24 protein-coding genes and 1 pseudogene are annotated in these 24,614 nt (G+C 66.5%); 17 read left to right on the top strand and 8 right to left on the bottom strand.

Features of this window, described 5'->3' with window-relative positions:
• Nucleotides 1–94 precede the first annotated feature (94 nt).
• The 3 genes from ACNI3Q_RS09420 (at nucleotide 95) to aat (ending at nucleotide 2,784) form a co-directional block, all read left to right on the top strand.
• Nucleotides 95–1,390 (top strand): Y-family DNA polymerase, encoded by a 1,296-nt coding sequence (locus tag ACNI3Q_RS09420; RefSeq protein ID WP_426276073.1) that lies wholly within the window; start codon nucleotides 95–97, stop codon nucleotides 1,388–1,390.
• 104 nt (nucleotides 1,391–1,494) lie between these two features.
• Nucleotides 1,495–1,875, top strand: coding sequence for a hypothetical protein (locus ACNI3Q_RS09415; RefSeq protein WP_426276071.1), 381 nt, complete (start codon nucleotides 1,495–1,497; stop codon nucleotides 1,873–1,875).
• A gap of 189 nt (nucleotides 1,876–2,064) precedes the next feature.
• Nucleotides 2,065–2,784: a leucyl/phenylalanyl-tRNA--protein transferase gene (gene aat, locus ACNI3Q_RS09410; RefSeq protein ID WP_426276679.1), complete on the top strand. Its 720-nt coding sequence runs from the start codon at nucleotides 2,065–2,067 to the stop codon at nucleotides 2,782–2,784.
• A 35-nt stretch (nucleotides 2,785–2,819) separates the two neighbouring features.
• On the opposite strand, the pseudogene ACNI3Q_RS09405 reads toward aat, so the two are convergent.
• From ACNI3Q_RS09405 to ACNI3Q_RS09390, 4 genes and pseudogenes are all read right to left on the bottom strand, one after another.
• Nucleotides 2,820–3,053: pseudogene (locus ACNI3Q_RS09405) on the bottom strand (DUF2155 domain-containing protein); the annotation flags it as partial.
• A gap of 206 nt (nucleotides 3,054–3,259) precedes the next feature.
• Nucleotides 3,260–3,652 carry an NADH:ubiquinone oxidoreductase subunit NDUFA12 gene (locus tag ACNI3Q_RS09400; RefSeq protein ID WP_260021945.1) on the bottom strand — a complete coding sequence of 131 codons (393 nt, stop codon included), beginning with the start codon at nucleotides 3,650–3,652 and terminating at the stop codon, nucleotides 3,260–3,262.
• Nucleotides 3,653–3,754: 102 nt separating this feature from the next.
• Nucleotides 3,755–5,056, bottom strand: a complete 1,302-nt coding sequence (locus tag ACNI3Q_RS09395) for an amidohydrolase family protein (RefSeq protein ID WP_426276069.1) — start codon at nucleotides 5,054–5,056, stop codon at nucleotides 3,755–3,757.
• A complete protein-coding gene (locus ACNI3Q_RS09390) occupies nucleotides 5,053–6,477 on the bottom strand; it encodes an amidohydrolase (protein ID WP_426276067.1) in 1,425 nt (474 codons plus the stop codon). The genes ACNI3Q_RS09395 and ACNI3Q_RS09390 overlap by 4 nt, the downstream gene beginning before the upstream one ends.
• A gap of 174 nt (nucleotides 6,478–6,651) precedes the next feature.
• Between ACNI3Q_RS09390 and ACNI3Q_RS09385 the strand changes: the two genes are divergently transcribed.
• The 7 genes from ACNI3Q_RS09385 to chrA all read left to right on the top strand — a co-directional run bounded on the left by ACNI3Q_RS09385 (nucleotide 6,652) and on the right by chrA (nucleotide 14,019).
• Entirely contained in the window at nucleotides 6,652–7,335 is a 684-nt protein-coding gene (locus tag ACNI3Q_RS09385) for a DUF4129 domain-containing protein (RefSeq protein ID WP_426276065.1), read from the top strand.
• Nucleotides 7,335–8,573 carry a hypothetical protein gene (locus ACNI3Q_RS09380; protein WP_426276063.1) on the top strand — a complete coding sequence of 413 codons (1,239 nt, stop codon included), beginning with the start codon at nucleotides 7,335–7,337 and terminating at the stop codon, nucleotides 8,571–8,573. Before ACNI3Q_RS09385 ends, ACNI3Q_RS09380 begins: the two co-directional genes overlap by 1 nt.
• Nucleotides 8,570–9,526: an AAA family ATPase gene (locus ACNI3Q_RS09375; protein ID WP_426276061.1), complete on the top strand. Its 957-nt coding sequence runs from the start codon at nucleotides 8,570–8,572 to the stop codon at nucleotides 9,524–9,526. The genes ACNI3Q_RS09380 and ACNI3Q_RS09375 overlap by 4 nt, the downstream gene beginning before the upstream one ends.
• Nucleotides 9,523–10,794 carry a DUF58 domain-containing protein gene (locus ACNI3Q_RS09370; protein WP_426276059.1) on the top strand — a complete coding sequence of 424 codons (1,272 nt, stop codon included), beginning with the start codon at nucleotides 9,523–9,525 and terminating at the stop codon, nucleotides 10,792–10,794. The genes ACNI3Q_RS09375 and ACNI3Q_RS09370 overlap by 4 nt, the downstream gene beginning before the upstream one ends.
• Entirely contained in the window at nucleotides 10,791–11,816 is a 1,026-nt protein-coding gene (locus ACNI3Q_RS09365; RefSeq protein WP_426276057.1) for a stage II sporulation protein M, read from the top strand. Before ACNI3Q_RS09370 ends, ACNI3Q_RS09365 begins: the two co-directional genes overlap by 4 nt.
• Nucleotides 11,809–12,702 carry an RDD family protein gene (locus ACNI3Q_RS09360; RefSeq protein WP_426276055.1) on the top strand — a complete coding sequence of 298 codons (894 nt, stop codon included), beginning with the start codon at nucleotides 11,809–11,811 and terminating at the stop codon, nucleotides 12,700–12,702. The genes ACNI3Q_RS09365 and ACNI3Q_RS09360 overlap by 8 nt, the downstream gene beginning before the upstream one ends.
• 126 nt (nucleotides 12,703–12,828) lie before the next feature.
• On the top strand, nucleotides 12,829–14,019 hold the full coding sequence (gene chrA, locus ACNI3Q_RS09355) for a chromate efflux transporter (protein ID WP_426276053.1): 1,191 nt from the start codon (nucleotides 12,829–12,831) through the stop codon (nucleotides 14,017–14,019).
• A gap of 3 nt (nucleotides 14,020–14,022) precedes the next feature.
• Here chrA and ACNI3Q_RS09350 read toward each other — a convergent pair whose 3' ends face one another.
• Both ACNI3Q_RS09350 and ACNI3Q_RS09345 read right to left on the bottom strand, forming a co-directional pair.
• Complete coding sequence (locus ACNI3Q_RS09350; protein ID WP_426276051.1) at nucleotides 14,023–14,652, bottom strand: glutathione S-transferase family protein; 630 nt, start codon at nucleotides 14,650–14,652, stop codon at nucleotides 14,023–14,025.
• 91 nt (nucleotides 14,653–14,743) lie between these two features.
• Nucleotides 14,744–15,427 (bottom strand): DUF1013 domain-containing protein, encoded by a 684-nt coding sequence (locus tag ACNI3Q_RS09345; RefSeq protein ID WP_426276049.1) that lies wholly within the window; start codon nucleotides 15,425–15,427, stop codon nucleotides 14,744–14,746.
• A 139-nt stretch (nucleotides 15,428–15,566) separates the two neighbouring features.
• Between ACNI3Q_RS09345 and ACNI3Q_RS09340 the strand changes: the two genes are divergently transcribed.
• The gene (locus tag ACNI3Q_RS09340; protein WP_426276047.1) at nucleotides 15,567–16,013 is read left to right on the top strand and encodes a MaoC family dehydratase; all 447 of its coding nucleotides are present in this window, start codon (nucleotides 15,567–15,569) and stop codon (nucleotides 16,011–16,013) included.
• On the opposite strand, the gene ada is transcribed toward ACNI3Q_RS09340, so the two are convergent.
• Nucleotides 15,950–17,056, bottom strand: a complete 1,107-nt coding sequence (gene ada / locus ACNI3Q_RS09335; protein ID WP_426276045.1) for a bifunctional DNA-binding transcriptional regulator/O6-methylguanine-DNA methyltransferase Ada — start codon at nucleotides 17,054–17,056, stop codon at nucleotides 15,950–15,952. The genes ACNI3Q_RS09340 and ada overlap by 64 nt on opposite strands.
• 150 nt (nucleotides 17,057–17,206) lie before the next feature.
• Here ada and ACNI3Q_RS09330 point away from each other — a divergent pair, with 150 nt between their 5' ends.
• Nucleotides 17,207–18,649 carry an MFS transporter gene (locus tag ACNI3Q_RS09330; RefSeq protein ID WP_426276043.1) on the top strand — a complete coding sequence of 481 codons (1,443 nt, stop codon included), beginning with the start codon at nucleotides 17,207–17,209 and terminating at the stop codon, nucleotides 18,647–18,649.
• Entirely contained in the window at nucleotides 18,646–20,283 is a 1,638-nt protein-coding gene (locus ACNI3Q_RS09325; protein WP_426276041.1) for a glycoside hydrolase family 43 protein, read from the top strand. Before ACNI3Q_RS09330 ends, ACNI3Q_RS09325 begins: the two co-directional genes overlap by 4 nt.
• Before the next feature lie 15 nt (nucleotides 20,284–20,298).
• On the opposite strand, the gene ACNI3Q_RS09320 is transcribed toward ACNI3Q_RS09325, so the two are convergent.
• The gene (locus ACNI3Q_RS09320; protein ID WP_426276039.1) at nucleotides 20,299–20,757 is read right to left on the bottom strand and encodes a MarR family winged helix-turn-helix transcriptional regulator; all 459 of its coding nucleotides are present in this window, start codon (nucleotides 20,755–20,757) and stop codon (nucleotides 20,299–20,301) included.
• Nucleotides 20,758–20,932: 175 nt separating this feature from the next.
• On the opposite strand from ACNI3Q_RS09320, the gene ACNI3Q_RS09315 reads away from it, so the two are divergent.
• The 4 genes from ACNI3Q_RS09315 (at nucleotide 20,933) to ACNI3Q_RS09300 (ending at nucleotide 24,600) form a co-directional block, all read left to right on the top strand.
• The gene (locus ACNI3Q_RS09315; protein ID WP_426276037.1) at nucleotides 20,933–21,487 is read left to right on the top strand and encodes a F0F1 ATP synthase subunit delta; all 555 of its coding nucleotides are present in this window, start codon (nucleotides 20,933–20,935) and stop codon (nucleotides 21,485–21,487) included.
• 10 nt (nucleotides 21,488–21,497) lie between these two features.
• Nucleotides 21,498–23,027 (top strand): F0F1 ATP synthase subunit alpha, encoded by a 1,530-nt coding sequence (gene atpA / locus ACNI3Q_RS09310; RefSeq protein WP_426276035.1) that lies wholly within the window; start codon nucleotides 21,498–21,500, stop codon nucleotides 23,025–23,027.
• Between the two features lie 137 nt (nucleotides 23,028–23,164).
• Nucleotides 23,165–24,043: a F0F1 ATP synthase subunit gamma gene (locus tag ACNI3Q_RS09305; RefSeq protein ID WP_426276033.1), complete on the top strand. Its 879-nt coding sequence runs from the start codon at nucleotides 23,165–23,167 to the stop codon at nucleotides 24,041–24,043.
• Nucleotides 24,043–24,600, top strand: coding sequence for a hypothetical protein (locus tag ACNI3Q_RS09300; RefSeq protein ID WP_426276031.1), 558 nt, complete (start codon nucleotides 24,043–24,045; stop codon nucleotides 24,598–24,600). The genes ACNI3Q_RS09305 and ACNI3Q_RS09300 overlap by 1 nt, the downstream gene beginning before the upstream one ends.
• Nucleotides 24,601–24,614: the final 14 nt, after the last annotated feature.

Here is a 24,614-nt window from a genome sequence, read left to right as displayed (position 1 = left end):
GTGCGGAAAATGCGCGTGCTGATTTTCCCGATCGCGCAATGCCTTGATTTTCGGTTCTCCGGCCCGGCGATGTTCTGCTATTGTTCCACGCGTCATGTCGAGTCGTCCCGACCTTCCCCCGCGCCCGCTGCGCTGGCTGTTCCTTGATCTCAACAGCTATTTCGCCAGCGTCGAGCAACAGGATAATCCCGCTTTTCGGGGCCGTCCGCTGATCGTCGCCCCGGTGGACAGCGACACGACGGTTGCCATCGCCGCGTCGGTTCAGGCCAAGAAATTCGGCATTTCGACGGGCACCCCGGTGTGGGAGGCAAAGCGCAAATGCCCCGACATCATCATCACCCCCGCCCGCCACGACCGGTATGTCGCGGTACACGAAGCGGTGGTGGCAGAGGTGTGGCGGCACATCCCGGTCACGCGGGTCTGCTCGATCGACGAAGTCGCCTGCCGCCTGCTCGACAATGAAAACAGCCGGGAACAGGCGATTGCACTGGCGCACCGGATCAAGGCCGGGATCCGCGGCAATGTCGGCGAATGCCTGACCAGTTCGGTGGGTATCGCGCCCAACCGGCTGCTGGCGAAACTGGCCAGCGATCTGCAAAAGCCGGACGGGCTGGTGGTGTTCGAGGGGCATGAACTGCCCGAACGGCTGTACGACCTGTCGCTGCGCGACATTGCCGGAATCGGGGCCAAGATGGAGCGGCGGCTGGCACGCGACGGCGTGCTCGACATCCGCCAGCTGTGCGCCCGGCGGCCGCGCGATGCGGGTACGGCCTGGGGCGGCACCAATGGCGACCGGCTATGGTATCTGCTGCACGGCGTCGACCTGCCCGAAAAGCCGACCCAGTCGCGCACCATCGGGCACAGCCATGTCCTGTCCCCGCAAAAGCGCGGGCCGGAACCGGTGCGGCTGACCGCCCGCCGCCTGGCGCTGAAAGCCGCAAGCCGGTTGCGGCGCAAGGGCCATGTCAGCCGCCTGCTCGTCCTTCACGCCCGGTTCGAGGACAAGGCGAAGTTTCAGACGAGCATCAAGCTGCCCGCCACACAGGACAGTTTCGTCGTGCTGTCCGCGCTCGATCAGCTGATCCCCCGGCTGCGCGCCGCGTCAGCGGAACGGCCGCGCGGGGTTCAGGTGCGGATGATCGGCGTCACGCTGATGGAGATCGAGCCGGTGGCCGGGGAACAGGGCAGCCTGTTCGGCGCGCTGGACCCCGATGATCCGCTGGCCCGCGAAACGCGCACGCTGAAACTGTCGCGGGCGATGGATCGGATCAACGAGAAATTCGGGCGCCACGCCGTATCGGTCGGGCCGATGGGCGGCGGCCGGATCGACCGGGTGGGTGCGAAAATTGCGTTTGGCCGCATCCCGGAGGCGCATGAATTTCACGATTGACCGCCATGGGCACGAAAACCATCGCTGCGGTGCATCAATGCCGGCGGCGCGGCGAGGCCAAAAGGGTTGACGCGCCGTGCTGCATCAGCGAACAACTGCGCGTCATGAAAAAGCTTCCCCTGCTCGCCGCAGCCGCCATGGCCGCTGCCACCCTCGCCGCATGCCAGTCCGAACCGGAAGTCGTCTCCAGCCGCGCGCCCGACCCCTATGCCGAGGCAAAGAAGAAGGCCGGTCCGATCGAGCTGCCGCCGTCGATCCGCGAAACGGTGACGTTCCGGTGCAAGGACAACAGCCTGGTCTATGTCGAATTCTTCAACGGCGACAAGCTGGCGAACATCAAGACCGACCCCAAGGGCACGCCGACCCAGCTGCGCTCCGCAGCGCCGGGTGAGGCGTTCACGGCCGACGGCTATTCGCTGGCCGGCGATGCCAAGAATGTCACCGTCACCCTGCCGGGCAAGGGCGAGCAGACCTGCAAGGCTTAAGCGCGTCAATCAACCCAATATCCGATCGGCCGCCGACCCCCAGTCGGCGGCCTTTTTCATGCCCCGGCCCGCCCGGCATCCGTTGCACCGCCATCCCGATGCTTGCACCCCGTCCCCTGCTGCGGCAGCTTGGGGATCGTGAGTGCGCTGACTGAACTGGACCCCGTTGTTGTGCTCCGCGCCTATGCGATGGGCGTGTTTCCCATGGCCGATCACCGCGATGCCGCCAGCGTCTATTGGGTGGAGCCCAAATGGCGCGGCATCCTGCCGCTGGACGGCATGATCCTGTCGCGATCGCTCAGGAAACGGATCGGGCAGGACCGGTTTCGCGTCACCGCCGACCGCGATTTCGCCGGCATCATCCAGCTGTGTGCGCAAAGCGCCCCCGACCGGCCGGACACCTGGATCAACAGCGCCATCGAACGCTGTTTCCTGCGCCTTCACGCGCTGGGCCATGCCCATTCGGTCGAGGTGTGGGACGCGGACGACCGGCTGGTCGGCGGGCTGTACGGCCTCGCGCTGGGCCGCGCGTTTTTCGGGGAAAGCATGGTCAGCCGGGCGACCGATGCGTCCAAAGTGGCGCTGGCCTGGCTGGTCGCACGGCTGCGCACCGGCGGCTTTACCCTGCTCGACTGTCAGTTTCAGACGGATCACCTTGCCACGCTAGGCGCGGTGGAAATCCCGCGCGTGCGCTATTCGTCCCTGCTGGGCGCGGCGCTGGGCGGACTGGATCCGGCTGCGGGAGCGGGCGGCGGAGCGGCCGACGGTTCGGCACCCCCGGCCGGGCCGTCGCCAGCTTCGCCTTCGGGGGATTTCGGCGCGCTCGACCGGCTGTCCCCGCCATCGGGCGTTGCGGGTGCATCGGCACCCGGCAAGGTCATTTTGCAGCTCTTGGGCCACACATCATAAATCGGGTGCTGGACGACGTTCAGCGCGGGTCGTTCCTTGAACAGCCATCCGGAAAAGGCGCGGCCCCATTGCCCCTCGCTGTTCTGTACGTCCAGCTGGACAAAGGCGCCGGTATATTGATCCGGCTCCCACGGCGCGGTCACCTCGCACGCCCGCAGGCGGACGATTACCGGCCCGGCGCGCACCGCTTGGCCTGGACGCAGCGTGATATCGCGCGTCTCGCCATTGCGCTTGTTCAGCAGGCCCAGCACGGCGACGCGCTGGTTCATCGGGGTCGCACCCGCCGTGTCGCGGCTCTGCGCGCTGGCCATGGTCACCACGTCCGTGCGCGCGGCGTCCAGCCCGTCCGTGCCCTTTTCGGCAACCGCCTTTGTTTCGGTTCGCTGCGTTGCGCCCGGCCAGAACCACCATGCCGCCGTTCCCGCACCGGCCAGCAGGATCAGACCGCCGGCCGTGGCGGCAAGCCAGCCTCGGCTCAAGCGTCCGGCGTCCATGCTTCATAATCGCCGGTGGCGCGGGCGCGGCGCCCCCCCGCCTCCAGCGCGCCGGGCGGGCGATAGGCCAGGCCCGTGCCGGTCAGGTTCGGCGTCGCCGGTTTTTCGAACACGCGCACCGGCGGCAGCGATTCGTCGGGCGTCCCTTCGATCTGATGGTGCAGCCAGCTGAACCAGTCGGGCGGCACGCGGCTGGAATCATTGGCCCCGGAATAGATCACCCAGCGGCGCGGATTACCGGCGGTATCGCGCCCGCCCTCGTAATAGACATTGCCGAGTGCATCCGAACCCACGCGCTTCTTGCCGCGCAGACCCATATGCGTGCCAAAGGTGGCGCCGTTCCACCACGTGAAGATCGAGCCGAGCAGTCCCATGCCCGCCGCTTAGCCCGGTCACGCGGCCGGGACAACCGGGGAAGCCGCCATCTGGACGAAAAGTCGGCTTCCCCGATCGGAGGGGGTTAGGCGCAGGCCGCCTTACCGTTCATACGCCTTGGGCAACGCGCCTTCCTGCGGCTGGGCATACCGCTTGAACAGGCGGGTCTGCCGGTTCTGCAGCGGCTGTTCGACCCCGTCGATATAGACCGCCTGCGCCGCAGAGCCGATTTCCAGCGGATCGCCGTCCCAGATCACGACGTCGCCGCGCTTGCCGGGGGCCAGCGATCCGATATCGGTCAGCCCCAGCACCGCCGCCGGGCCGGAACTGATCGCGGCAAACGCCTGTCCCCAGCTCAAGCCGGATGCGCCCGGCACCTTGGTCAGCGCGACCAGATTGCCGGCATATTGCTTGGCCAGATGCGCCTGACGCGCCTCGTTGTCGTTGATCATGCCAATGCCGATCTTCACCCCGGCGGCGGCCATGCGGCCGATATTCGACTGGGTCGAGGCAAGCTGATCAAAGCTTTCGGGCAGGTCGACCAGCGCCGATGCCATCACGGGAATCCCCGCCGCAGCGATCTCGCTGGCCAGCGTCCAGCCCTCGCTGGCGCCGACGAACACCAGGTCCAGCGTCGGAAATTCGCGCTTGATCGCGATCAGCGTGCGCATATCCGCGGCGCGCTCGACATGGACCAGCAGTTTCTGCCGGCCGTTCAGCACGGGGACCAGTGCCTCTGCATCGGCGCGGGTCAGCAACGCGTCCTTGCCCCGGTCCAGATAGGCCGCCGGGCTGGCGGCATAGGCCTTAACCTCGAACAGGGTGTTGCGCAGCATCGCCAGCGCCGCCGGGCGGCTGCCGCCCGCCGAACGCGCGCCCGCCTCGCCATATTCCATGAACTGGAACGCCTTGGCCCGCGTCACAGGATCGGTATCGACGCCCAGGTCGATGACCGCGCCCTGCCCGGCAAAGATCGATCCCGCCGTGTCGGGTGCGACCACGGCACGGGTGATCCCTTCTGCCCGGTTCAGCTGCATGGCGCTGACCCGCGGATTGACCGCCGGGGCAATGTCGATCGCTGCGTTGAACGGCGATCCGCTGGCGCTGGTGTCATTGGTGTCGCCGACGGCATCCACCTCGACAATGCCCATGCGGGTAAAGCCCGCGACCAGGCCGGGGGTCACCCATTTGCCGCCGGCATCGACGGTCTTGACACCGGCCGGCACGGCAACGCCGACCCCGGCGGCAACGACCTTGCCGTTCTGGATGACGACGGTGCCGCCGTCCTTTGGCGCAGAGCCGTCGCCGGTGACCAGCTTGGCATTGGTGATGGCCACCGTCTGAGCAGCGGCAGGAAGGGCGAACGCAAGCGCCGCCACGGAAAACATCAGGCGGGCGATCATTTCACATCTCCCTCGCCGGGCTGGCCCAGCTCGAAATCGGACACGGGGCGAAGCGCGGGGTTATTGGCGTCGAACATCAGCGCGCCGTCGATCCACACCCGTTCGGGGCGGGTATAGACGCTGAACGGATCGCCGTTCCACAGCACCACGTCCGCCATCTTTCCGGCGACCAGGCTGCCGGTCATCTTGTCGATGCCCATCGCCTTTGCCGGGTGCAGCGACAGCCATCGCCATGCCTGCCCCTTGGTGTAGTCCATGCCCGCCCGCTTGGCGTCGGCCAGCACCTTGGCGACTTCCTGATTCAGCCGCTGGATGCCGTTGGCATCGTCCGAATGGATCATCGCGCACGCGCCCGCACGGTCGACCAGCGCCAGGTTTTCCGGCACCATGTCATAGCTTTCCATCTTGAAGCCCCACCAGTCGGCCCAGACGGCGGCACAGGCATCGCGTTCCTTCAACAGGTCGCCGATCTTGTACGCCTCCACCGCGTGGTGGAACGTGCCCAGCTTGTAGCCGAACTCCTTGGCCATATCGAGGACGATGGCCATTTCGTCGGCGCGATAGCAGTGGTTGTGCACAATGATCTCGCCGTCCAGCACGCCGCGCAGCGTGTCCATGGCGATGTCGCGGGTCGGTGCCTCGCCGCCCTCCTTTTCATACTTGTCCCATTTGCGATCATATTCGCGCGCCTTGGCCCAGGTCTGCCGATCAACCGCGACATTGCCCATCCGGGTCGACGGCTGGCGTCCGCGCGATCCATAGACGCGCTTGGGGTTCTCACCGCACGCCATTTTCAGGCCGTATGGCGCGCCGGGAAACTTCATTCCCTGCACCGTGCGGGCATAGACATTCTTCAGCGTCACTGACCGCCCGCCCATCAGGTTGGCCGATCCGGGCAGGATCTGAAGCGCGGTCACGCCGCCATTGGCCAGCGCACGCGAAAAGCCGGGGTCCTGCGGCCAGACCGAATGTTCGGCCCACACATCCGCCGTCACCGGGCCGGTCGCTTCATTGCCGTCGGAATGCGCGTCAACGCCGGGGCTGGGATAATCGCCCAGATGGCTGTGCACGTCGATAATGCCAGGGGTGACCCATTTGCCGGCGGCGTCGATCGTGGTCGTGCCGGCGGGCACGTTCAGCGCGGCGGCATTCGGCCCGACCGCGACGATCTTGCCATCCGCAAACAGCACTGCGCCGCCGTCGATCTGCTGCCCCTCGCCGTCCAGCACGGTGGCATTGACGATCAGCGTCGGCACGCCCGGATAAGGCTTGTAGGTCGACGGGAAAGGATCGCGGTTATAGGTTTCGCCGCCCTTCTTGGCTGCGTCCGACTTTTTCTCCCGCTCGGCAGCGGTGGCGGACATCGCCGTCCCGGCCAGCGCGCACGCAGCGGCCATCGCTGCGCACCGCATCAGCGTCATTTTATTAAGCACCCCGATCTACTCCCTGTTCCCCAAGAGGCCGGTATGATCTCGGCCGTCGTCTTCAGGCCTTGCGAAGCTGGCGCGAAAAGCATTGCGTGTAAATCGTTCATTTGCTCCAATAACCCGGCAAGGTTGCTGCGACAGTCGCAGCGCCGGGGGACAGCCGCGTCGATGACCGTCACCAATGCGCCCGATGTGACGCAAGCGGCCCCGGCGCCCCCAGCTCCCTTTCCCGATCCGGCCCGGTTCGACGGTGCCTATGACCGCGTACGCGCCGATCCCAGCATCCAGTTCGACCTGCCGTTCAGGGAGGTGAAACCCGATCCCCCGCCCAAGTGGCTGCTCGACCTGATCGGCGCGATCGGGCGATTCATCGAATGGGCGGGACCCGTCTGGTCCTGGCTGTTCTGGATCGTGCTGGCGCTGCTGATCGTCCTGTTGATCGTGGTGGCCGTCCCCTCGCTGCGTCAGCGGCTGAAGGAACTGGTCTATCTGCGCCGGCGGCGGGCACAGGCGGCCGAACCGGTCCACTGGGCACCCACCACCGACGCGGCACGGCAGTTGCTGGCCGAAGCGGACGCGCTGGCCACGGCCGGGCGGTATGAAGAGGCGGTGCGCCTGCTGCTTCACCGCAGCATCGAGGATATTCAGCGATGGCGCGGCGAACTCGTCCGCCCGTCCCAGACCAGCCGCGATATCGCCGCGCTCGATGCGCTGCCGGGTGAGGCGCGGCCGGTATTCGGCCGGATCGTTGCCGTCGTCGAACGCAGCCTGTTTGCAGGGCGTGCGCTCGCCCGGTCCGACTGGGAAAGCGCGCGCGGCGATTATGCCCGCTTTGCGCTGAAGGGCTTGTGATGGCGGCAACTGGCACCGCCCCTGCCTTTTCCGTTCGCACCGTCGTGACGATGGTCGTCGTCGGCGCGCTGCTTGCCATGGCGACGCTGTTGCTGACCGGGTTCGGGGCCGATATCGACCGGGCGATCGGGCTTCAGGCGCGGGCCGACGCCCGCAACGGCATCGGCTTTCACGCATTGATGGAACTGACCGAGGCGACCGGCCCCTATGATCGGGTCGTCGTTGGCAAGGCGGACGACCTTTTTACCCCCGACATCGTGGTCGCCACGCCGCGGATCGATACCCGGGCAGAGGACGTCGCGGCGCTGATCGCCCGGCGGACCTATTATGACGACGATGCGGAGCAGAATGTCGAGGGGCCGACGCTGATCATCCTGCCCAAATGGACGGTGACGGGCATCCCCCTGCTGCGCGACCGGGTGACGCGCACTGGCCTGGTTGAAACCAAGCGGCTGACGGCGATGCTGCCCCCGCTGTTCGGCAAAATCGCCATCATGCAGCGGCCGCCCGAACCGATCCTGACGCGATGGAACGGCGCACGCAGCACGTTCCAGCCGCCGGAACGGGCCATTCAGACGATTACCGGCAGCAATCTGGAAACCGTGGTCGAGGCGCGCAGGGGCGGCGCGCTGATCGCCAAGGTGAAGGGCCGCGACATCTTCGTCGCCGCCGACCCCGACCTGTTCAACAATTTCGGATTGAGCCGCCGCGACAATGCCCGTGCTGCGCTGGAGATGCTGGCGCTGATGCACCCAGACGATCCCGGCGGCGTCGCGTTCGACGTGACGCTGCTCTATGCCGCTGGCGAACGCAACGTCCTGAAACTGATGTTCACGCCGCCCTTTCTGGCGGTGACGCTGGCGCTGATCGGCGGTGCGGTGCTGGCGGGTATGGCCACGACCAACCGCTTTGGCCCGCCCCGGCGGGAACAGCGGGCCTTTGCCGCTGGCAAGCTGGCGCTGATCGACACGGTCGCGATGCTGACCCGGCTGGCCGGGCGCACCGTGGCCAGCGGCGCTGCCTATGCCGATGCGATGCGCGACATCGTGCTGCGCCGCGCCCGGCCCGGCCGGATGCTGACCGATGCAGAGGTCGAGGCGCATCTCGACAGCCTGTCGCCCGATGGCGAGCGACCCTATTCCACCCTGCGCAGCGCAATCGCCGCGGCGCAGACCGAGCCTGAATTGCTGGATGCGGCACAGGCGCTTCATGAATGGCGAAGGAACGTGACTCGATGACCCTGGAGGAAGTGCGCCAGCTTGGCGCCGCGATCGATGAACAAGTGGCAAAGGCAGTGGTCGATCAATCGGCCATCGTCCGGTTCATGACCATCGCGCTGTTTTCCGCCGGCCATGTCCTGCTGGAAGGCCCCCCGGGCACGGCAAAGACGCTGCTGGCGCAAAGTTTCGCCCGCACGCTCGGCCTGGATTTCGGCCGCATCCAGTTCACGCCCGACCTGATGCCCGGCGACATCATCGGATCGAACCTGTTCAATTTCCAGACATCGACGTTCAACCTGACCCGCGGGCCGGTGTTCTGCGAATTGCTGCTGGCGGACGAAATCAACCGCACGCCGCCCAAGACCCAGGCCGCGCTGCTGGAGGCGATGCAGGAACGCGCCATCACCATTGATGGCAAGACAGAGCCGCTGTCTAACCGCTTTACGGTCATCGCGACGCAGAACCCGATCGAACAACAGGGCGTCTATCCCCTGCCCGAGGCACAGCTCGACCGGTTCCTGTTCAAGGTGTCGGTGGACTATCCGGGCATCGAGGCGGAACGCGCGATCGTCGCCCAATATGGCGTGCGCACCGGCACGCCGCGTGCCGAGGATATCGGGGTGGAAAAGGTGGCGGATCATACCGCCATCACCGCCGCGGTCGATGCGGTGTCCACCGTGACGCTGAAGGAAACGGTGATCGATTATATCGTCGACCTGATCCGCGCGACGCGCAGCCATCCCGATCTGTCCAGCGGCGCATCGCCGCGTGCGGCATCGGCCCTAGCCAGCGCGGCGCGCGCGGCGGCGGCGCTCGACGGGCGCGATTATGTGCTGCCCGACGATGTAAAGCGGCTGGCCCCTGCGCTGATGCGGCATCGCCTGATCCTGTCCCCCGCCGCCGAAATCGACGGCCGACGGGTGGACGACATCATCGCCGGGATCATCGACAGCGTCGAGGCGCCCCGGTGATCTATCCCACCCAGCGGGCGGTGATCCTGATGGTGGCAGCGGCGCCGGTGGCGCTGCTGATCGGGATCGTGCGGCCCGACGGGTGGATGATCGGCATGGCCTGGGTCGTGCTGTTGATAGCGCTGACGCTGATGGACGGGCTGGTCACGCGCCGCTTTGCGGGTCAGCAATTCGTGCTGGATGCTCCCGCAACGGCTCAGGTGGGCGAGGTGATCGACCTGTCGCCCCGCATTGCCGGGCCGCAGGGGAGCGACGATGCCGCCACCGCCTTTGCCGTAGAGGCAACAGGCCCGGCAGAGCCGGTGGACCATGCCGGCACCAGCATCCGACTGGCCCGGCGCGGCACCGCATCTGTCCGCCGCATCTGGGCGCGACGCGCCGGCCCACTGGGTCTTGCCTGGCGGCAGGCGGTGCGGGACGCCGATCGCGACATCCTGGTCCTGCCCGACCTGACGCCCGTGCGGGATCAGGGGATGCGTCAGGTTCAGCGCATCGGCCAGGCGGGCAATCGCCTGCGGCCAGAGGCGGGCGACGGTATGGAGTTCCAGACACTGACCGATTTTCAGCCGGGTATGGCGCGCCGTGCCATCGACTGGAAGGCGTCGGCCCGGCTGAACGCGCTGCTGGCCCGCGAATACCGGCCAGAACGGGAAAATGTCGTCGTCTTTGCCATCGATTCGGGCCGTGCGATGAGCGACCCGGTGGGTGATGTGCCCCGCATCGACCGGGCGGTGTCCGCCGCGCTGTTGGCCGGGTTCGTCGCGCTGAAGGCCGGCGACCGTGCCCGCCTGTTCGGCTTTGCCGCACGGCCCCGGGCGGACAGCGGGACACAGGCCGGAACGCGCGGCTTTTCCGAACTGCACCGCGCGGCCGCCGCCATCGATTACGGAACCGATGAAAGCAATTTCACCCTGTCGCTGGTCACGCTGGATCAGCGGCTGGAGCGGCGGTCGCTGATCATCCTGTTCACCGAATTTGCCGATCCGACCGGCGCGGAACTGATGCTGGCGGCGGTTCAGCGGCTCCGGCGGCGGCACCGGGTGCTGGTCCTGCTGTTCCGCGACCTCGAACTGGAAAGCGTGGTCGATCAACCGCCGAACCGGGCGGACGATGTGGTCCGATCCACCATCGCCCACACCCTGCTGCGCGAACGGCGTATCGTTGCCGAACGCCTGCGCCGGTCGGGCATCGACGTGATCGAGGCCGGACCGGACGACATGGCCCTGGCGCTGGTCGAACGCTATCTGAAGATCAGGGAACGGGCATGAACGACACCTCCGCCGCGCCGCCGCGCGCCCTGTCCATCTTTACCAGCCGGCATTTCCGTGCGGAGCGGGAGGCGGACTGGCACCGGCTGGAACGGCTGCTCGACCTCGTTGAGGGCAAGTCGGCGCGGCGGCTTGGCCCGGATGACCTGATCGAACTGCCGCGGCTGTATCGTGCCACCCTGTCCGCGCTGTCGGTGGCGCGCGAAACCTCGCTCGATGCCGCACTGATCGCGTATTTGGAGGGGTTGTCGACCCGCGCCTATTTCGTGCTGTACGGCACGCGCGAGCCATGGTCGCGTCAGATCGGCCGCTTCTTTGCCCATGGCTGGCCGTCGATGGTCCGCCGGTTGCTGCCCGAAATCCTGATCATCACCGCGCTGTTCATCGCCAGCGCGATCGCCAGCTATTTCCTTGTCGCAAACGACCCGGCATGGTTCGACGCGCTGGTCCCCCAGCAATTTGCCGATCAACGCAACATGACCGCCAGCGCGGCGACCATGCGGGCCAGCCTGTACGATGCACCCGATCAGGGCGGGCTGGAGGTATTCGCCGCGTTCCTGTTCAGCAACAATGCCCGCGTTTCGATCTTTGCCTTTGCCCTCGGCTTTGCCTTTGGCATCCCGACGCTGCTGCTGATCGCGTCGAACGCCACGACGCTGGGCGCATTTTATGCCGCCTATATCCCGCACGGCCTGGGCTGGGGCCTGACCGGATGGCTGATGATCCATGGATCGACGGAACTGTTCGGCATCGTTCTGGCCGGGGCCGCCGGCCTGCACATCGGGCGCGCCGTCGCCTTTCCGGGCGAGCTGACCCGCCTCGCCGCCGCATCCGCCGCCGGGCGCCGGGCGGCAACGGTGATGATGGGCGTCGTCATCATGATGGCGGTCGCGGCCCTGCTGGAAGGGTTTGGCCGACAGCTGATCCGGACCGACATGGCGCGATTTGCCATCGCCCTGTCCATGTTCACTTTTTGGGTCGGCTATTTCGTACTGGCCGGGCGGCGGGTCCGGCATGGCTGATCGTCGCCCGGCCCGCCCGCACCGCCGTGCCGCCACCGATGTGGCCCGCACCCGGCGGCTGGTGACGCCAGAGGGCGTGCCGCTCAACATCACGCTGGGCACGGCGGGTGCGCGGGCCGGGGCATTCTTCCTCGACCTGATCGTGATGCTGTTCGTGCTGATCGTCTTCACCGTCATCGCCCTGCTGACCGGGCTGAACGCGATGACGGGCGCGGGCGGCATCGTGCTGGCGATCTGGATGATCGGCGCGTTCGTCCTGCGCAATTTCTATTTCATCCTGTTCGAAAGCGGCCGGCGGGCGGCGACGCCCGGCAAGCGGCTGATGAAGCTGCGCGTCGTCAGCCGCGATGGCGGGCGGCTGACCAGCGGGGCGGTGATCGCCCGCAACATGATGCGCGAAATTGAGCTGTTCCTGGCGCTGGGCGCGATCCCCGCCGCCCATGTCGAGGGGTTTTCCAGCGGCTGGGCCGCGCTGTTCGGTTTTGGCTGGACGCTGATCTTCCTGTTCTTTCCATTGTTCAACCGCGACCGGATGCGGGCAGGCGATCTGATCGCGGGCACCTGGGTCGTCGAGGCGGAGCGGCGGAAAATCGGCGCGGAACTGCTCGACCGGCGGCCAGCGGGCACCGCCATCGCGCCGTTCACCCCGGCCGAGCTGGCGGTGTACGGCCAATATGAGCTGCAACGGCTGGAGGATCTGTTGCGACAAGGCGATGCCGACGCGCTGACCACCGTTGCCGCCACCATCCGGCGCAAGATCGGCCGGCCCGACGACCGCCAGGATCGCGCCTTTCTGGACGCCTATTACGCCGCGCTGCGTCAGGAACTGGAACGCAAGCTGCTGTTCGGCAAGCGCAAGGCGGACAAGTTCGACGCCGCAAACTGACGCCGGCGGCTTGCGGGATTGCATGACCGTGATATCTGATCCGCACGGGCCATGCGGTCGCCCGTTCAGGCATCAGCCCAAGCGCCGCTCCATCATGCCGCATTTTGCGGCGGGAGCGACCATGCCATGAACTCGTCCGGTTCAGTCAACCCCACCACGCTCGGCCTTGGCCAGTTGTTCCTCCGGTTCCTGCGCTTTGGCTGCCTCGCCTTTGGCGGACCGGTGGCCCAGATCGCGATGATCCGCCAGGCGCTGGTCGAGGAGGAACGCTGGATATCGCCCGCCCGATTCAACCGCCTGCTCGCGGTGATGCAGGTGCTGCCGGGGCCGGAGGCGCATGAGCTGTGCGTGCATCTGGGCATGGTTGCGCGCGGGCGGATCGGCGGCGTGCTTGCCGGACTGGGCTTCATGCTGCCGGGGCTTGTCCTGATGCTGGTCGCGGCATGGAGCTATCAGCGCTGGGTTGGCACCATCGACGGGCTGTCCGGGCTGTTCCTGGGCGTCCAGATCGTGGTGCTGGCGATCATCGCCCGTGCGGTGCAGCGGATTGGCGGGCATATCCTGGAAAACCGGCCGCTGTGGATCATCGCCGCGCTGTCGCTTGCCGCAACCATCGCGGGCGTTCCCTTCTGGATCCCGCTGGTAGCGGGCGGGGCGGCCTATGCCGCTGGCGAGCGGCGATGGGCCTGGCCGCTGGTCCTGATCGCGGCGGTGGCGGCGGCATGGATGGCGCATGGCATGGGCGGCGCAACGCCGACACAGGCTGCATCCGCGCCATCGACTGCGACGACGCTGGCCCTGTTCATCGCGGGGCTGAAGGGCGGGCTGCTCACCTTTGGCGGGGCCTATACCGCCATCCCCTATGTCCGCGCCGATACGGTCCAGCGCGGCTGGTTGAACGACGCGGCGTTTCTGGACGGGGTGGCGGTGGCCAACATCATGCCAGCGCCGCTCGTCATCTTTGCAACCTTTACCGGCTATGTCGCGGGCGGCATGGCGGGGGCGCTGGCAATCACGGCCGGCATGTTCCTGCCCGCCTTTGCCTTTTCCCTGGTGTTTTTCGAGCGGCTGGAATCACTGGTCGAAAATCGGGCGCTGCACCGCTGGCTGGCCGGGTTGGCTGCGGCCGTGGTCGGGGTGATCGCAGCGACGCTGATCGACCTTGGCCTCACGGTTGCCGGCCGGAACAGCCAGCCGGTGCCGGCGATCCTCCTGTTCGGCATCGCGCTGGCGATCGTGTGGCGGATCCGGGGGCGCTGGGTTGCGCCGCTGCTGATCGCCGGGGGCGCGGCTGCCGGTTCGCTGGTCGCCCTGTAAGGCTCAACCCGCCGCCTTCGCCTTTGCCGCCAGTTCGTCGTCCAGCGACGCTGCGCGGCGATGGGCGGGGCGATCCTTCAGCCGGTCCCAATAGGCGACGAAACTGTAATGCCGGGGCAGCGTGCCGAACTGCACGCCCCATCCGATCTGCGCGCCGACATACACATCGGCCAGCGTGAACCGGTCCCCCGCGATATAGGGGCGCGTGGCGACCGCATCGGCCAGCACTTCGGCCATCCGGTCGAAGCTGCCATAGCCGAACATACGTCCCTGCTCGGCATCGGGCTCGAACTTCGCATAGCGGTTGGTGATCGCTGCCTCGGCCGGTCCGGCGGCAAAGAACAGCCAGCGGAAATAATCCGCCCGCTCCGCCGCCATCGGCCCCAGCCCCCTGTCCGGAAAACTGTCGGCCAGATAGGCACAGATTGCCGCACATTCGGTGACGACCAGGCCGCGATGGACCAGCGCGGGCACCTTGCCCATCGGATTGATCGCCAGGTAGTCCGGCCCCTTCATCGTCGTCTCGTAATCGAGCACGACGACGTCATAGGGCTCCCCCACCTCTTCCATCGCCCAGCGGGCGATGCGCCCGCGCGAATGCGGGTTGGTGTACAGGATCAGATCGGCCACCATCCATTCCTCCTCCGAATCGGGAATTGGAACAAAGGATGAACCCCGCCGATCAGCGGGGCAAGCCGGTCAGTCCGTTTTTTCCTGAACGCGCTTATTTCTTGAAGGCGTTGTCCCATGCGCTGGCCGGGGTCTGCGCCTCCGGCTCGCCCAGCGCGGCCTGTTCGGCATCGCGCACCGCCTGTTCGCGCTCAGCACGCAGCTGGGTGATCAGCGCCTCGCGGTCCCCCTCCAGCCGGGTGTCGGTCGGCGCCTCGATGCCCGCGGCCTTGGCCGCCTTGGCCACCAGCGCGTCCAGTTCGCGCTGCGAACACAGACCCAGCGTCACAGGGTCCTTGGGCGTGATGTTGGCGATGTTCCAGTGGCTGCGGTCGCGGATCGCGGCGATCGTGGTGCGGGTCGTGCCGATCAGCTTGCCGATCGCGCCGTCGCTGATTTCCGGGTGGTTGCGGATGATCCAGGCGATGCCGTCCGGCTTGTCCTGCCGCTTGGACACCGGCGTGTACCGCGGCCCCTTGGTCCGGCGGACCTGTTCCGGCCCCTTCATCATCTGCAGCCGGTAATTGGGATCGGCCTGACCCTTTTCGATCTCGTCCTGCGTCAGCTCGTGCGCGCGCACCGGATCGCGGCCGGTCAGCTTGGTGGCGGCGGTATCGTCGGCGATCGCCTGCACCTCAAGGATGTGGAGGCCGCAGAAATCGGCAATCTGCTGAAAGCTGAGCGCAGTGTTGTCGACCAGCCAGGCGGCGGTCGCGTGCGGCATGAGCGGCTGGGCCATCTCTTCAAAAATCCTCTAGAAATAACAAGGGCCACCCCTTCCGGGATGGCCGCTGACCCCAATGACTTAATCCTTCTGCCCGGCAAGGGCAAGCATTTGAGGGTTGCACGGGATTGGTTTTTGATCGAAACTCATTTCCATGCGCTATTTCGAAGATGTCCAGATCGGCGAAACCCACCGCTTCGGCCATTATGCGGTCAAGCGGGACGAAGTGATCGCCTTTGCCCGCGCCTATGACCCGCAACCCTTTCACCTGGACGATGCGGCAGCGGCAGGGACGCATTTCGGCCGGGTCGCCGCCAGCGGCTGGCACAGCTGCGCGATGACCATGGCGATGATCGTCGAACAGTTCGAACAGGATCAACAGGCATCTTTGGGCGCGGCCGGCATTGACGAACTGCGCTGGCTGAAGCCCGTCTATCCCGGCGACACGCTGCGCTGCGAGACAGAGGTGCTGGACAAGCGGCCCTCAGCCAGCCGTCCCGAAATGGGCAGTGTGCGCACGCGGATGACCGTGTTCAATCAGGACGATGTGCCGGTGCTCAGCTTCATTTCCATCTCCCTGCTGCGAACCCGCCCGGTCTGATCGTCTGCCTGGCCCTCGCGGGCCAGCAGCGCCGCCTTGCGATCGAGGCCCCAGGCATAGCCGCCGGGCGAACCGTCGCCGCGCCGAGCGCGGTGGCATGGAATGACGACCGCAACCGGGTTCGCCCCGCATGCCGATCCCGAAGCACGGGTCGCCTGCGGATGCCCGGCGCGTGCGGCCAGCGCGGCATAGCTCAGGCTCTGTCCCGGCGGCACCGTCCGCAGCGCCTGCCACACCGCCTCTTGAAACGCTGTCCCGCGAATATCCAGCGGCAGGTCCGCGTCGCTGCCCGGCCGCTCCACCTCGGCCACCACCCGCGCCGCCAGCGCGGCCAGCGCCTCGCCCCCGGGCACGATGTCGGCGCGCGAAAACCGGGCGGACAGCGCCGTCGCATCCTCGTCAAACGCCACCCGGCACAGCCCGCGATCGGTCGCCGCGATCAGCAGCGGACCCAGCGACGTTGCCGCGATCGTCCAGCGGATCGCCACCCCCGCCCCGCCCGCCCGCCACGCCGACGGCGTCATGCCCAGCCGGTCGGGCGCATCGGCATAAAAGCGGCTGGCTGCACCATAGCCTGCTGCATAAAGCGCATCGGTCACACTCGCCTCCTCGGTCAGCGCCGTCCGCACCCGCTCGCCGCGCAGCGACCGGGCATAGGCGGCGGGCGAAATGCCTGTGATCCGTTTGAACAATCGCTGGAAATGCGCGGGCGAATAGCCTGCCTGCCCGGCCAGTTCGGCCAATGACGGGACCGGGTCGGCCGGGTCGGCGGCCTCGATCCGCTCGGCCGCCGCACGCACCGCCGCACGGTCGCGGGCCACGTCGTCGGGATGGCACCGGCGGCACGGGCGATACCCGGCCGCACGCGCGGCAGCGCCATCGGCATGAAAGCTGACCCGGTCTCGCAACGGGTGGCGCGCGGCGCAACTGGGGCGGCAATAGACGCCGGTACTGGCCACCGCGAACACGAAATCCCCGTCCCGCGCCCGGTCGCGCCGGACCACCGCCTGCCAGCACTCATCGGGGTCGGGATGCGTCGTCATGTCCCCATCCTACGCGTCGAAGGGGATCGGCGCATCCCGCGGTTTGCGATCGAAGCCAAGCGATTGGCTCTCCGACCTTGCCAACGCTTCCAGCTTTCGTCAGGTTAGCGGTAACAAGACCAGTCAGACACGGAGAGGGATGGATCGCGGATGCTGAGCCGCAGGATAAAGGGCCTGCGATGGTGGATCATCAGCATCGTGATGCTGGGCACCATCATTAACTATCTCGTCCGTCAGACGCTCGGCGTCGCGGTGGCGACCGAGCCGTTCCAGGCCGATGTTCCGATGACCAAAGAGGAATATAGCTGGGTAACCGGCGTGTTTCAGGCGTTCATCATGCTGCAGCCCGTGGTCGGCTATATTCTCGACAGCATCGGCCTTCGCCTCGGCATGGCAATCTTTGCCACGGCCTGGGGCGTGCTGACCATGGCGCATGGCTGGGTGGCGAACTGGCAGGGGCTGGCGGTGCTGCGCGGCGCGCTGGGCTTTGCAGAGGGCACGTCCCACACCCTGGGGTTGAAAGTCGTGTCGGAATGGTTTCCGGCGCGCGAACGCGGCTTTGCGGGCGGCATCTATAATCTGGGCGCATCGGCGGGGATCGCGCTGGCCGGACCGCTGGTCGCCATCGCTATCGTCTGGTGGGATTGGCGTGCGGCCTTTTACGTTGCGGGCGTGCTGGCGCTGATCTGGGTCGTCCTGTGGCTGCGCTGGTATCGCACGCCCGAAACCCATCCCAATGTCACCGATGCGGAACGCGCGCTGATTGATCAGGGACAGGAAGTCCATGTGCGGGCCAGCGGCGAAAAGCCGAAGGTGCTGGCGCTGCTCGGCCGCCGCAACTTCTGGGGCATCGCCCTGCCCCGCTTCCTGGCCGATCCGACCTGGGCGACACTGACCTTCTGGTTGCCGCTTTATCTCAGCGAGACGCGCGGGCTGAACCTTGGCGAACTGGCCATCGCGGTCATCCTGCCCTTTGTCGCGGCGGACATCGGATGCCTGGTCGGTCCGGCCATCGTCCTGTGGCTGGAACGGCGCGGCATCGCACTGATCGATGCGCGCCGATGGACCTTCACGCTGGGTGCTTTGCTGATGACCAGCATGATGTTCGTCGGCGGCGTGACCAGCGCCTATGCCGCCGTCGCCCTGCTCAGCATCGGGGCATTCGCGCATCAGGTGCTGTCGGTCACGTGCATCACGCTGGCCAGCGACCTGTTCCGCCGCGACGAACTGGGCACGGTGGCGGGCATGGCGGGCACCATGGCCAATCTGGGCGTCATGATCTTTACCCTGCTGATCGGCGCGCTGGTGACGCGGATCGGATATGAACCCTTCTTCATCGCGCTGGCGGTGTTCGACCTGATCGCCGCCGCCATCCTGTGGACGATGGTGGTCCGGCCGGGATCCGCTCAGCGCGAGAGCGGGATCGTGCCGATCCTGCTGGGCGGCGCGACGACCGTCTATCTGGGCGCGGTTGCCGGGATCGAGGCGGCGGGCGTGGCGGGCTATGTCGGCTTTGCATTCGGTGCCCTGCTGCTGGTGCTGGGCATCGCCATCGAGGCACGGGCACGAACCAGCCGAAAGGGCGTGGCATGATCCGCAATCCCATTCTGCCGGGCTTCAACCCCGACCCGTCGATCGTCCGGGTGGGCAAGGATTATTACATCGCCACCTCCACCTTCGAATGGTTTCCCGGCGTCCAAGTCCATCACAGCCGCGACCTGAAGCACTGGCGGCTGCTCACCCGCCCGCTGACCCGCGCGAGCCAGCTTGATCTACGCGGTGATCCCGACAGCTGCGGGGTATGGGCGCCGTGCCTGTCCCATGACGGCGAGCGGTTCTGGCTGATCTACACCGATGTCAAACGATATGGCCGCACCACGGTAGGCGGTGCATCGGGCGCCAGCTTGCGCGACTTTCACAATTATCTGGTGACGGCCGAGCATATCGAGGGGCCGTGGTCGGACCCAATTTACGTTAATTCCAGCGGGTTCGATCCGTCGCTGTTCCACGCGCCCGATGGCCGCAAATGGTTCCTCAACCAGCTATGGGACCATCGGCCCGGCCGCAACCGGTTTGCGGGCATCGTGGCACAGGAATATGCGCCCGGCGAACAGCGGCTGGTGGGCGAACGCCACCTGATCTTTCCCGGCACCGAGCTTGGCCTGACCGAGGCACCACACCTCTATTTCCGCGATGGCTGGTATTATCTGATCACCGCAGAAGGCGGGACCGGATGGGGCCATACCGTCACACTCGCCCGGTCGCGCGACCTGCTCGGCCCCTATGAGGTGGCCCCGAACACCCCTGTCCTGACCGCGCGCGACCGGCCCCATGCCCCGTTGCAGCGGGCGGGCCATGCCGATCTGGTCGAGACGCCGGATGGCACCCCTTGGCTGGTTTATCTGTGCGGGCGACCCATCCCCAATCGCGGCCGCTGCATGCTGGGCCGCGAAACCGCGATCCAGCCGATGCGCTGGACGGCGGATGGCTGGCTGGAAACGCTGGACGGCAGCGGCGATCCGGCGGTCGAGGTGCCAGAGGCGGGCCTGCCTGAACAGCCCTGGCCGGATCAGCCTGTCCGACAGGATTTCCGCGGGCCGGACCTGCCGGTGCATTTCCAGTGGCTACGCACACCGTATCCGGAGCGGATCTTCTCCCTAGCCGCCCCACCGGGAAATCTGCGCCTCTATGGGCGCGAATCGATCGGCAGCCTGTTCGAGCAATCCCTGGTCGCCCGCCGGCTGCAGGCGCATTGCGTCACCGTCACGACGCGGATGGACGCATCGCCCGCCCATTATCAGCAGGCGGCCGGGCTAGTCGCCTATTACAACGGCGCAAAGTTCCATTATCTGCAGCTGACGCATGACGATGCCATCGGCCTGCATCTGCGCGTCATGTCCGCACTGCCCGACGGCACCACCGCCGACGCCTTTTCCGAGCCGGTGCCTGTACCACCGGGGCCACTGGAACTGCGCATGACGATCGACTTCGAACGGCTGCGCTGTGCCTGGCGTCCGGCCGACGAAACGGTCTGGTATTGGCTGCCCGAACTGTTCGATGCCAGCATCCTGTCGGACGAGGCGACGGCGCCCGGTGCGCCCAACTTCACCGGATGTTTCGTCGGCATGGCGGCTCAGGACATGGCGGGCACGGCAATGCCGGCTGATTTCAGCTGGTTCGATTATGTCGAGCGAGACTATGCCACGGACGTGACCCTGTTGGCCTAGGGGGCCGTTCCGCACCTATGCCACGGACTGCGCGGTCACATCCCACCGTTCGGCCAGCGTCTGCAACAGCCGGAGCAGCGCCTGCCGATCCCGTGCATTCAGCATGCCGAACAGCGCCGCCTCGTTCGCATCCGCGATGTGCGCCAGCACCGGCACCAGCGCCGCGCCCTGCCCGGTCAGTGCCAGCGTCTGATAGCGCCGGTCGCCCCGACCGCCGCGTGCCCGAACCAGCAGCCCCTTGGCCGTCAGCCGGTCGACCAGCTTGGTGATCGCTCCGCGCGTCATGCCCATCCGTGTCGCCAGTTCGCTGGGCGGCACTGCGCCAGCGCCATGCAGCGCGCGCAGCAGGACCCATTCGGCCACGGTCACGCCCTCTGCCTCCAGCGCGCGGGCAAAGCGGTGCGACACATGACCGGACACCAGCCGCAGCCAATGGCCGTGATGATCGTGCAGCGCCGCCGGACCGTCCGCCATCCTTTCGCCTCCCGTGCATCTTCCTGCCGAAAACTGGCTGAATATAGTTTCCTAGTCAACCATAGGGCGGGAGTCGCTTGCACGTGACACGGGTGGATGCTAACGGCCGCGCGACTTCGGGCGGACGACATGGTTTTTCCGTCCTCTCATCTTACCAATCGGGGAACCAGGGCGCGTGGAGCATTCCGGCGGACTTCAGGCAGGGTTGAACGGGCGCTATGCAATCGCGCTGTTCAGTCTGGCCCGCGAAGGCAAGACGATCGAAACGGTCGAGGCTAGCCTTGCCACGATCAAGGCATTGCTGGCCGAATCGGCCGATTTCGCCGCCCTGACCACCAGCCCGCTGATCTCCCGTACGGCCAGCCTGGCGGCGGTCGAAGCGGTCGCGGCCAAGCTGGGGCTGGACCCGGTGACCATGAAATTCCTGGGCGTACTGGCGAACAACCGCCGCCTTGCCGCCCTGCCCGGCATCATCCGCGCGTTCGGCCAGCTTGCTGCGCATCATCGCGGCGAAGTGACGGCAGAGGTCACCTCCGCCCACCCGCTGACCGATACCCAGGTCACTGATCTGAAGCAGCAGCTTCGCATCCGCATGGGCCGCGAAGTCGCCGTCGATCTTTCCGTTGATCCCGCCCTGCTGGGCGGTCTGGTCGTCCGTATCGGCAGCCAGATGATCGATTCGTCGATCCGCACCCGTCTCAATTCTCTCGCCCACGCGATGAAAGGCTAAGGCACTCGTCATGGATATCCGCGCCGCAGAAATCTCGAAGGTCATCAAGGACCAGATCGCCAATTTCGGCACCGAAGCGCAGGTTTCGGAAACCGGTCAGGTGCTCAGCGTCGGTGACGGCATCGCCCGCATCCACGGCCTCGACAATGTCCAGGCCGGCGAAATGGTCGAATTCGCCAATGGTGTTCAGGGCATGGCGCTGAACCTTGAGGCGGACAATGTCGGCGTCGTGATCTTTGGTTCGGACAGCGAGATCAAGGAAGGCGACACGGTCAAGCGCACCAACACCATCGTCGACGTGCCGGTGGGCAAGGGCCTGCTGGGTCGCGTGGTCGACGGCCTTGGCAACCCCATCGACGGCAAGGGCCCGATCGAGGCGACCGAGCGCCGCCGCGTCGAGGTGAAGGCCCCCGGCATCATCCCGCGCAAGTCGGTGCACGAGCCGATGCAGACCGGCCTCAAGGCGCTGGACGCGCTGGTCCCCGTCGGCCGCGGTCAGCGCGAGCTGATCATCGGCGACCGTCAGACCGGCAAGACCGCCGTCGCCATCGACACCTTCATCAACCAGAAGGGCGTCAATGCCGGCACGGACGAGGGCAAGAAGCTTTACTGCATCTATGTCGCCATCGGTCAGAAGCGCTCGACCGTGGCGCAGATCGTCCGCCAGCTGGAGGAAAACGGCGCGATGGAATATTCCATCGTCGTCGCCGCCACCGCGTCGGAACCCGCCCCGCTTCAGTTCCTGGCGCCCTATACCGGCACCGCGATGGGCGAATATTTCCGCGACAACGGCATGCACGCCGTGATCGTGCATGACGATCTGTCGAAGCAGGCCGTTGCCTATCGTCAGATGTCGCTGCTGCTGCGTCGTCCGCCGGGCCGCGAAGCCTATCCCGGCGACGTGTTCTATCTCCACTCGCGCCTGCTGGAGCGCGCGGCCAAGATGAACGATGCCGAAGGCGCCGGCTCGCTGACCGCGCTGCCGATCATCGAAACCCAGGCTGGCGACGTGTCGGCGTACATCCCGACCAACGTGATTTCGATCACCGACGGTCAGATCTTCCTTGAAACCGACCTGTTCTTTGCCGGCATCCGCCCGGCCATCAACGTCGGCCTGTCGGTCAGCCGCGTCGGTTCGGCCGCGCAGACCAAGGCGATGAAGAAGGTCGCCGGATCGATCAAGCTGGAGCTGGCCCAGTATCGCGAAATGGCCGCGTTCGCCCAGTTCGGGTCGGACCTCGATGCCTCGACGCAGAAGCTGCTGAACCGCGGCGCTCGCCTGACCGAGCTGCTCAAGCAGCCGCAGTTCAACCCGATGCCGTTCGAGGAACAGGTCGTGTCGATCTTTGCCGGCACCAACGGCTTTATCGACAATGTCGCGGTGCAGGATGTGGTCCGCTACGAAGCGGCCCTGCTGTCCTGGATGCGCGCCAATCAGGCCGACCTGCTGACCGCGATCCGCGACAGCAAGGACCTGTCCGACGACAGCAAGGCAAAGCTGAAGGACGCGCTGACCGCATTCGGCAAGACGTTCGCGTAAGAAACGACTGGCGGCAACAAACCTGCCGTCACCCTGAACTTGTTTCAGGGTCCAATGTGCCCAAAGCGACATGGATCGTGGCGGGGTGGATGCTGAAACAAGTTCAGCATGACGGTTGAACGATGGTGACGAACTAGATGGCAACGCTCAAGTCGCTGAAACTCCGGATCGGGTCGGTCAAATCGACCCAGAAGATCACCAAGGCGATGAAGATGGTCGCCGCCGCGAAGCTGCGCCGTGCGCAGGAAGCGGCCGAGGCCGGTCGCCCTTATGCCCAGCGGCTGGAGGCGGTCGTCGCCAGCCTGGCGGCAAAGGTCGGCCAGCAGTCGGGCGGCCCGCTGCTCCTGTCCGGCACGGGCAAGGATCAAGTGCATCTGCTGGTCGTCGCAACCAGCGACAAGGGCCTGGCCGGCGCGTTCAACACCAACATCGCCCGCGCTGCCCGCCGCCGGGCGGAGGAACTGCGCGCTGCCGGCAAGACGGTTCAGTTCTACACCATCGGCCGCAAGGGCCGCGGCGTGCTGGCCCGCAGCTACAAGGATCTGATCGTCCATTCGATCGAGCCGGGTGACCTCGGCAAGCTGACCTTTGTCGAGGCAAAGGCGTATGCCGACGATCTGATCGCCCGGTTCGAACGCGGCGAATTCGACGTGGCGCACCTGTTCTATGCGACGTTCAAGACGGTGCTGACGCAGGAGCCGACCGAACAGCAGATCCTGCCGGTCAAGGTGCCGGCCGCCGCCGCCAACGACGCCAGCGGTGCCGTGGTGGAATATGAACCGGACGAGGAATCGATCCTGGCCGATCTGCTGCCCCGCAATGTCGCAATTCAGCTCTATCGCGCGATGCGCGAAAATGCGGCATCGGAGCAGGGCAGCAAGATGACCGCGATGGACAACGCCACGCGCAATGCCGGCGATCTCATCAAGCGGCTAAACATCGAATATAACCGCCAGCGTCAGGCGGCGATCACCACCGAACTGGTCGAAATCATCTCGGGTGCCGAGGCGCTGTAATGTTCCGCCCCGCCGCCCTTGCCCTTGTCAGCATCCTTGCCCTGTCGGCCTGCAAGCCGCAGCCGACGGTGCTTGAGAATGAGGCAGTGGTGGCCAATGAGGTTGCGGCGCTGACCGGCCCCGACCGGCTGTTCGCTGCGCCCGCAGCGGCCACGGGCGCGGCGCGGCAGTTCGGGTTCAAACCCGACGATTTCGCGGCCGTCGATGGCGGATTTGCCAGCACCGGTTCGGCGGTGCTTTCCGCACCCGAAGCGGCAAAGCCCAACCGCATCGATTTCGCCGCCAGCGGCCCGGCCGCCGACCGCATCGACCGTATCCGGTTCGATGTCATCCTGTCGGATGCTGCCAATGCCGATGCCGCCCGCCAGCGCGCAGCGACGCTGGTGCGCGATTATCTGGCCCAGTTCGATCTGGCCGATCCGGCGATGGTCGATGCCGTTGCGGCGGGCAAGGATGCCCGTGGCACCATCGGCGGCGCCGTCGCTTTCACTGTTGCGCCCAAGGGCGAAAGCATCACCGTCACCCTAACCCCGCCGACGCCGTCCGCGTCCGCCTGACCTTCGCAAGCTGA

It is taken from the genome of Sphingomonas eleionomae, assembly GCF_049889035.1.
Classification (GTDB): domain Bacteria; phylum Pseudomonadota; class Alphaproteobacteria; order Sphingomonadales; family Sphingomonadaceae; genus Sphingomonas.
This window is presented reverse-complemented; position numbering and strand designations above follow the sequence as displayed.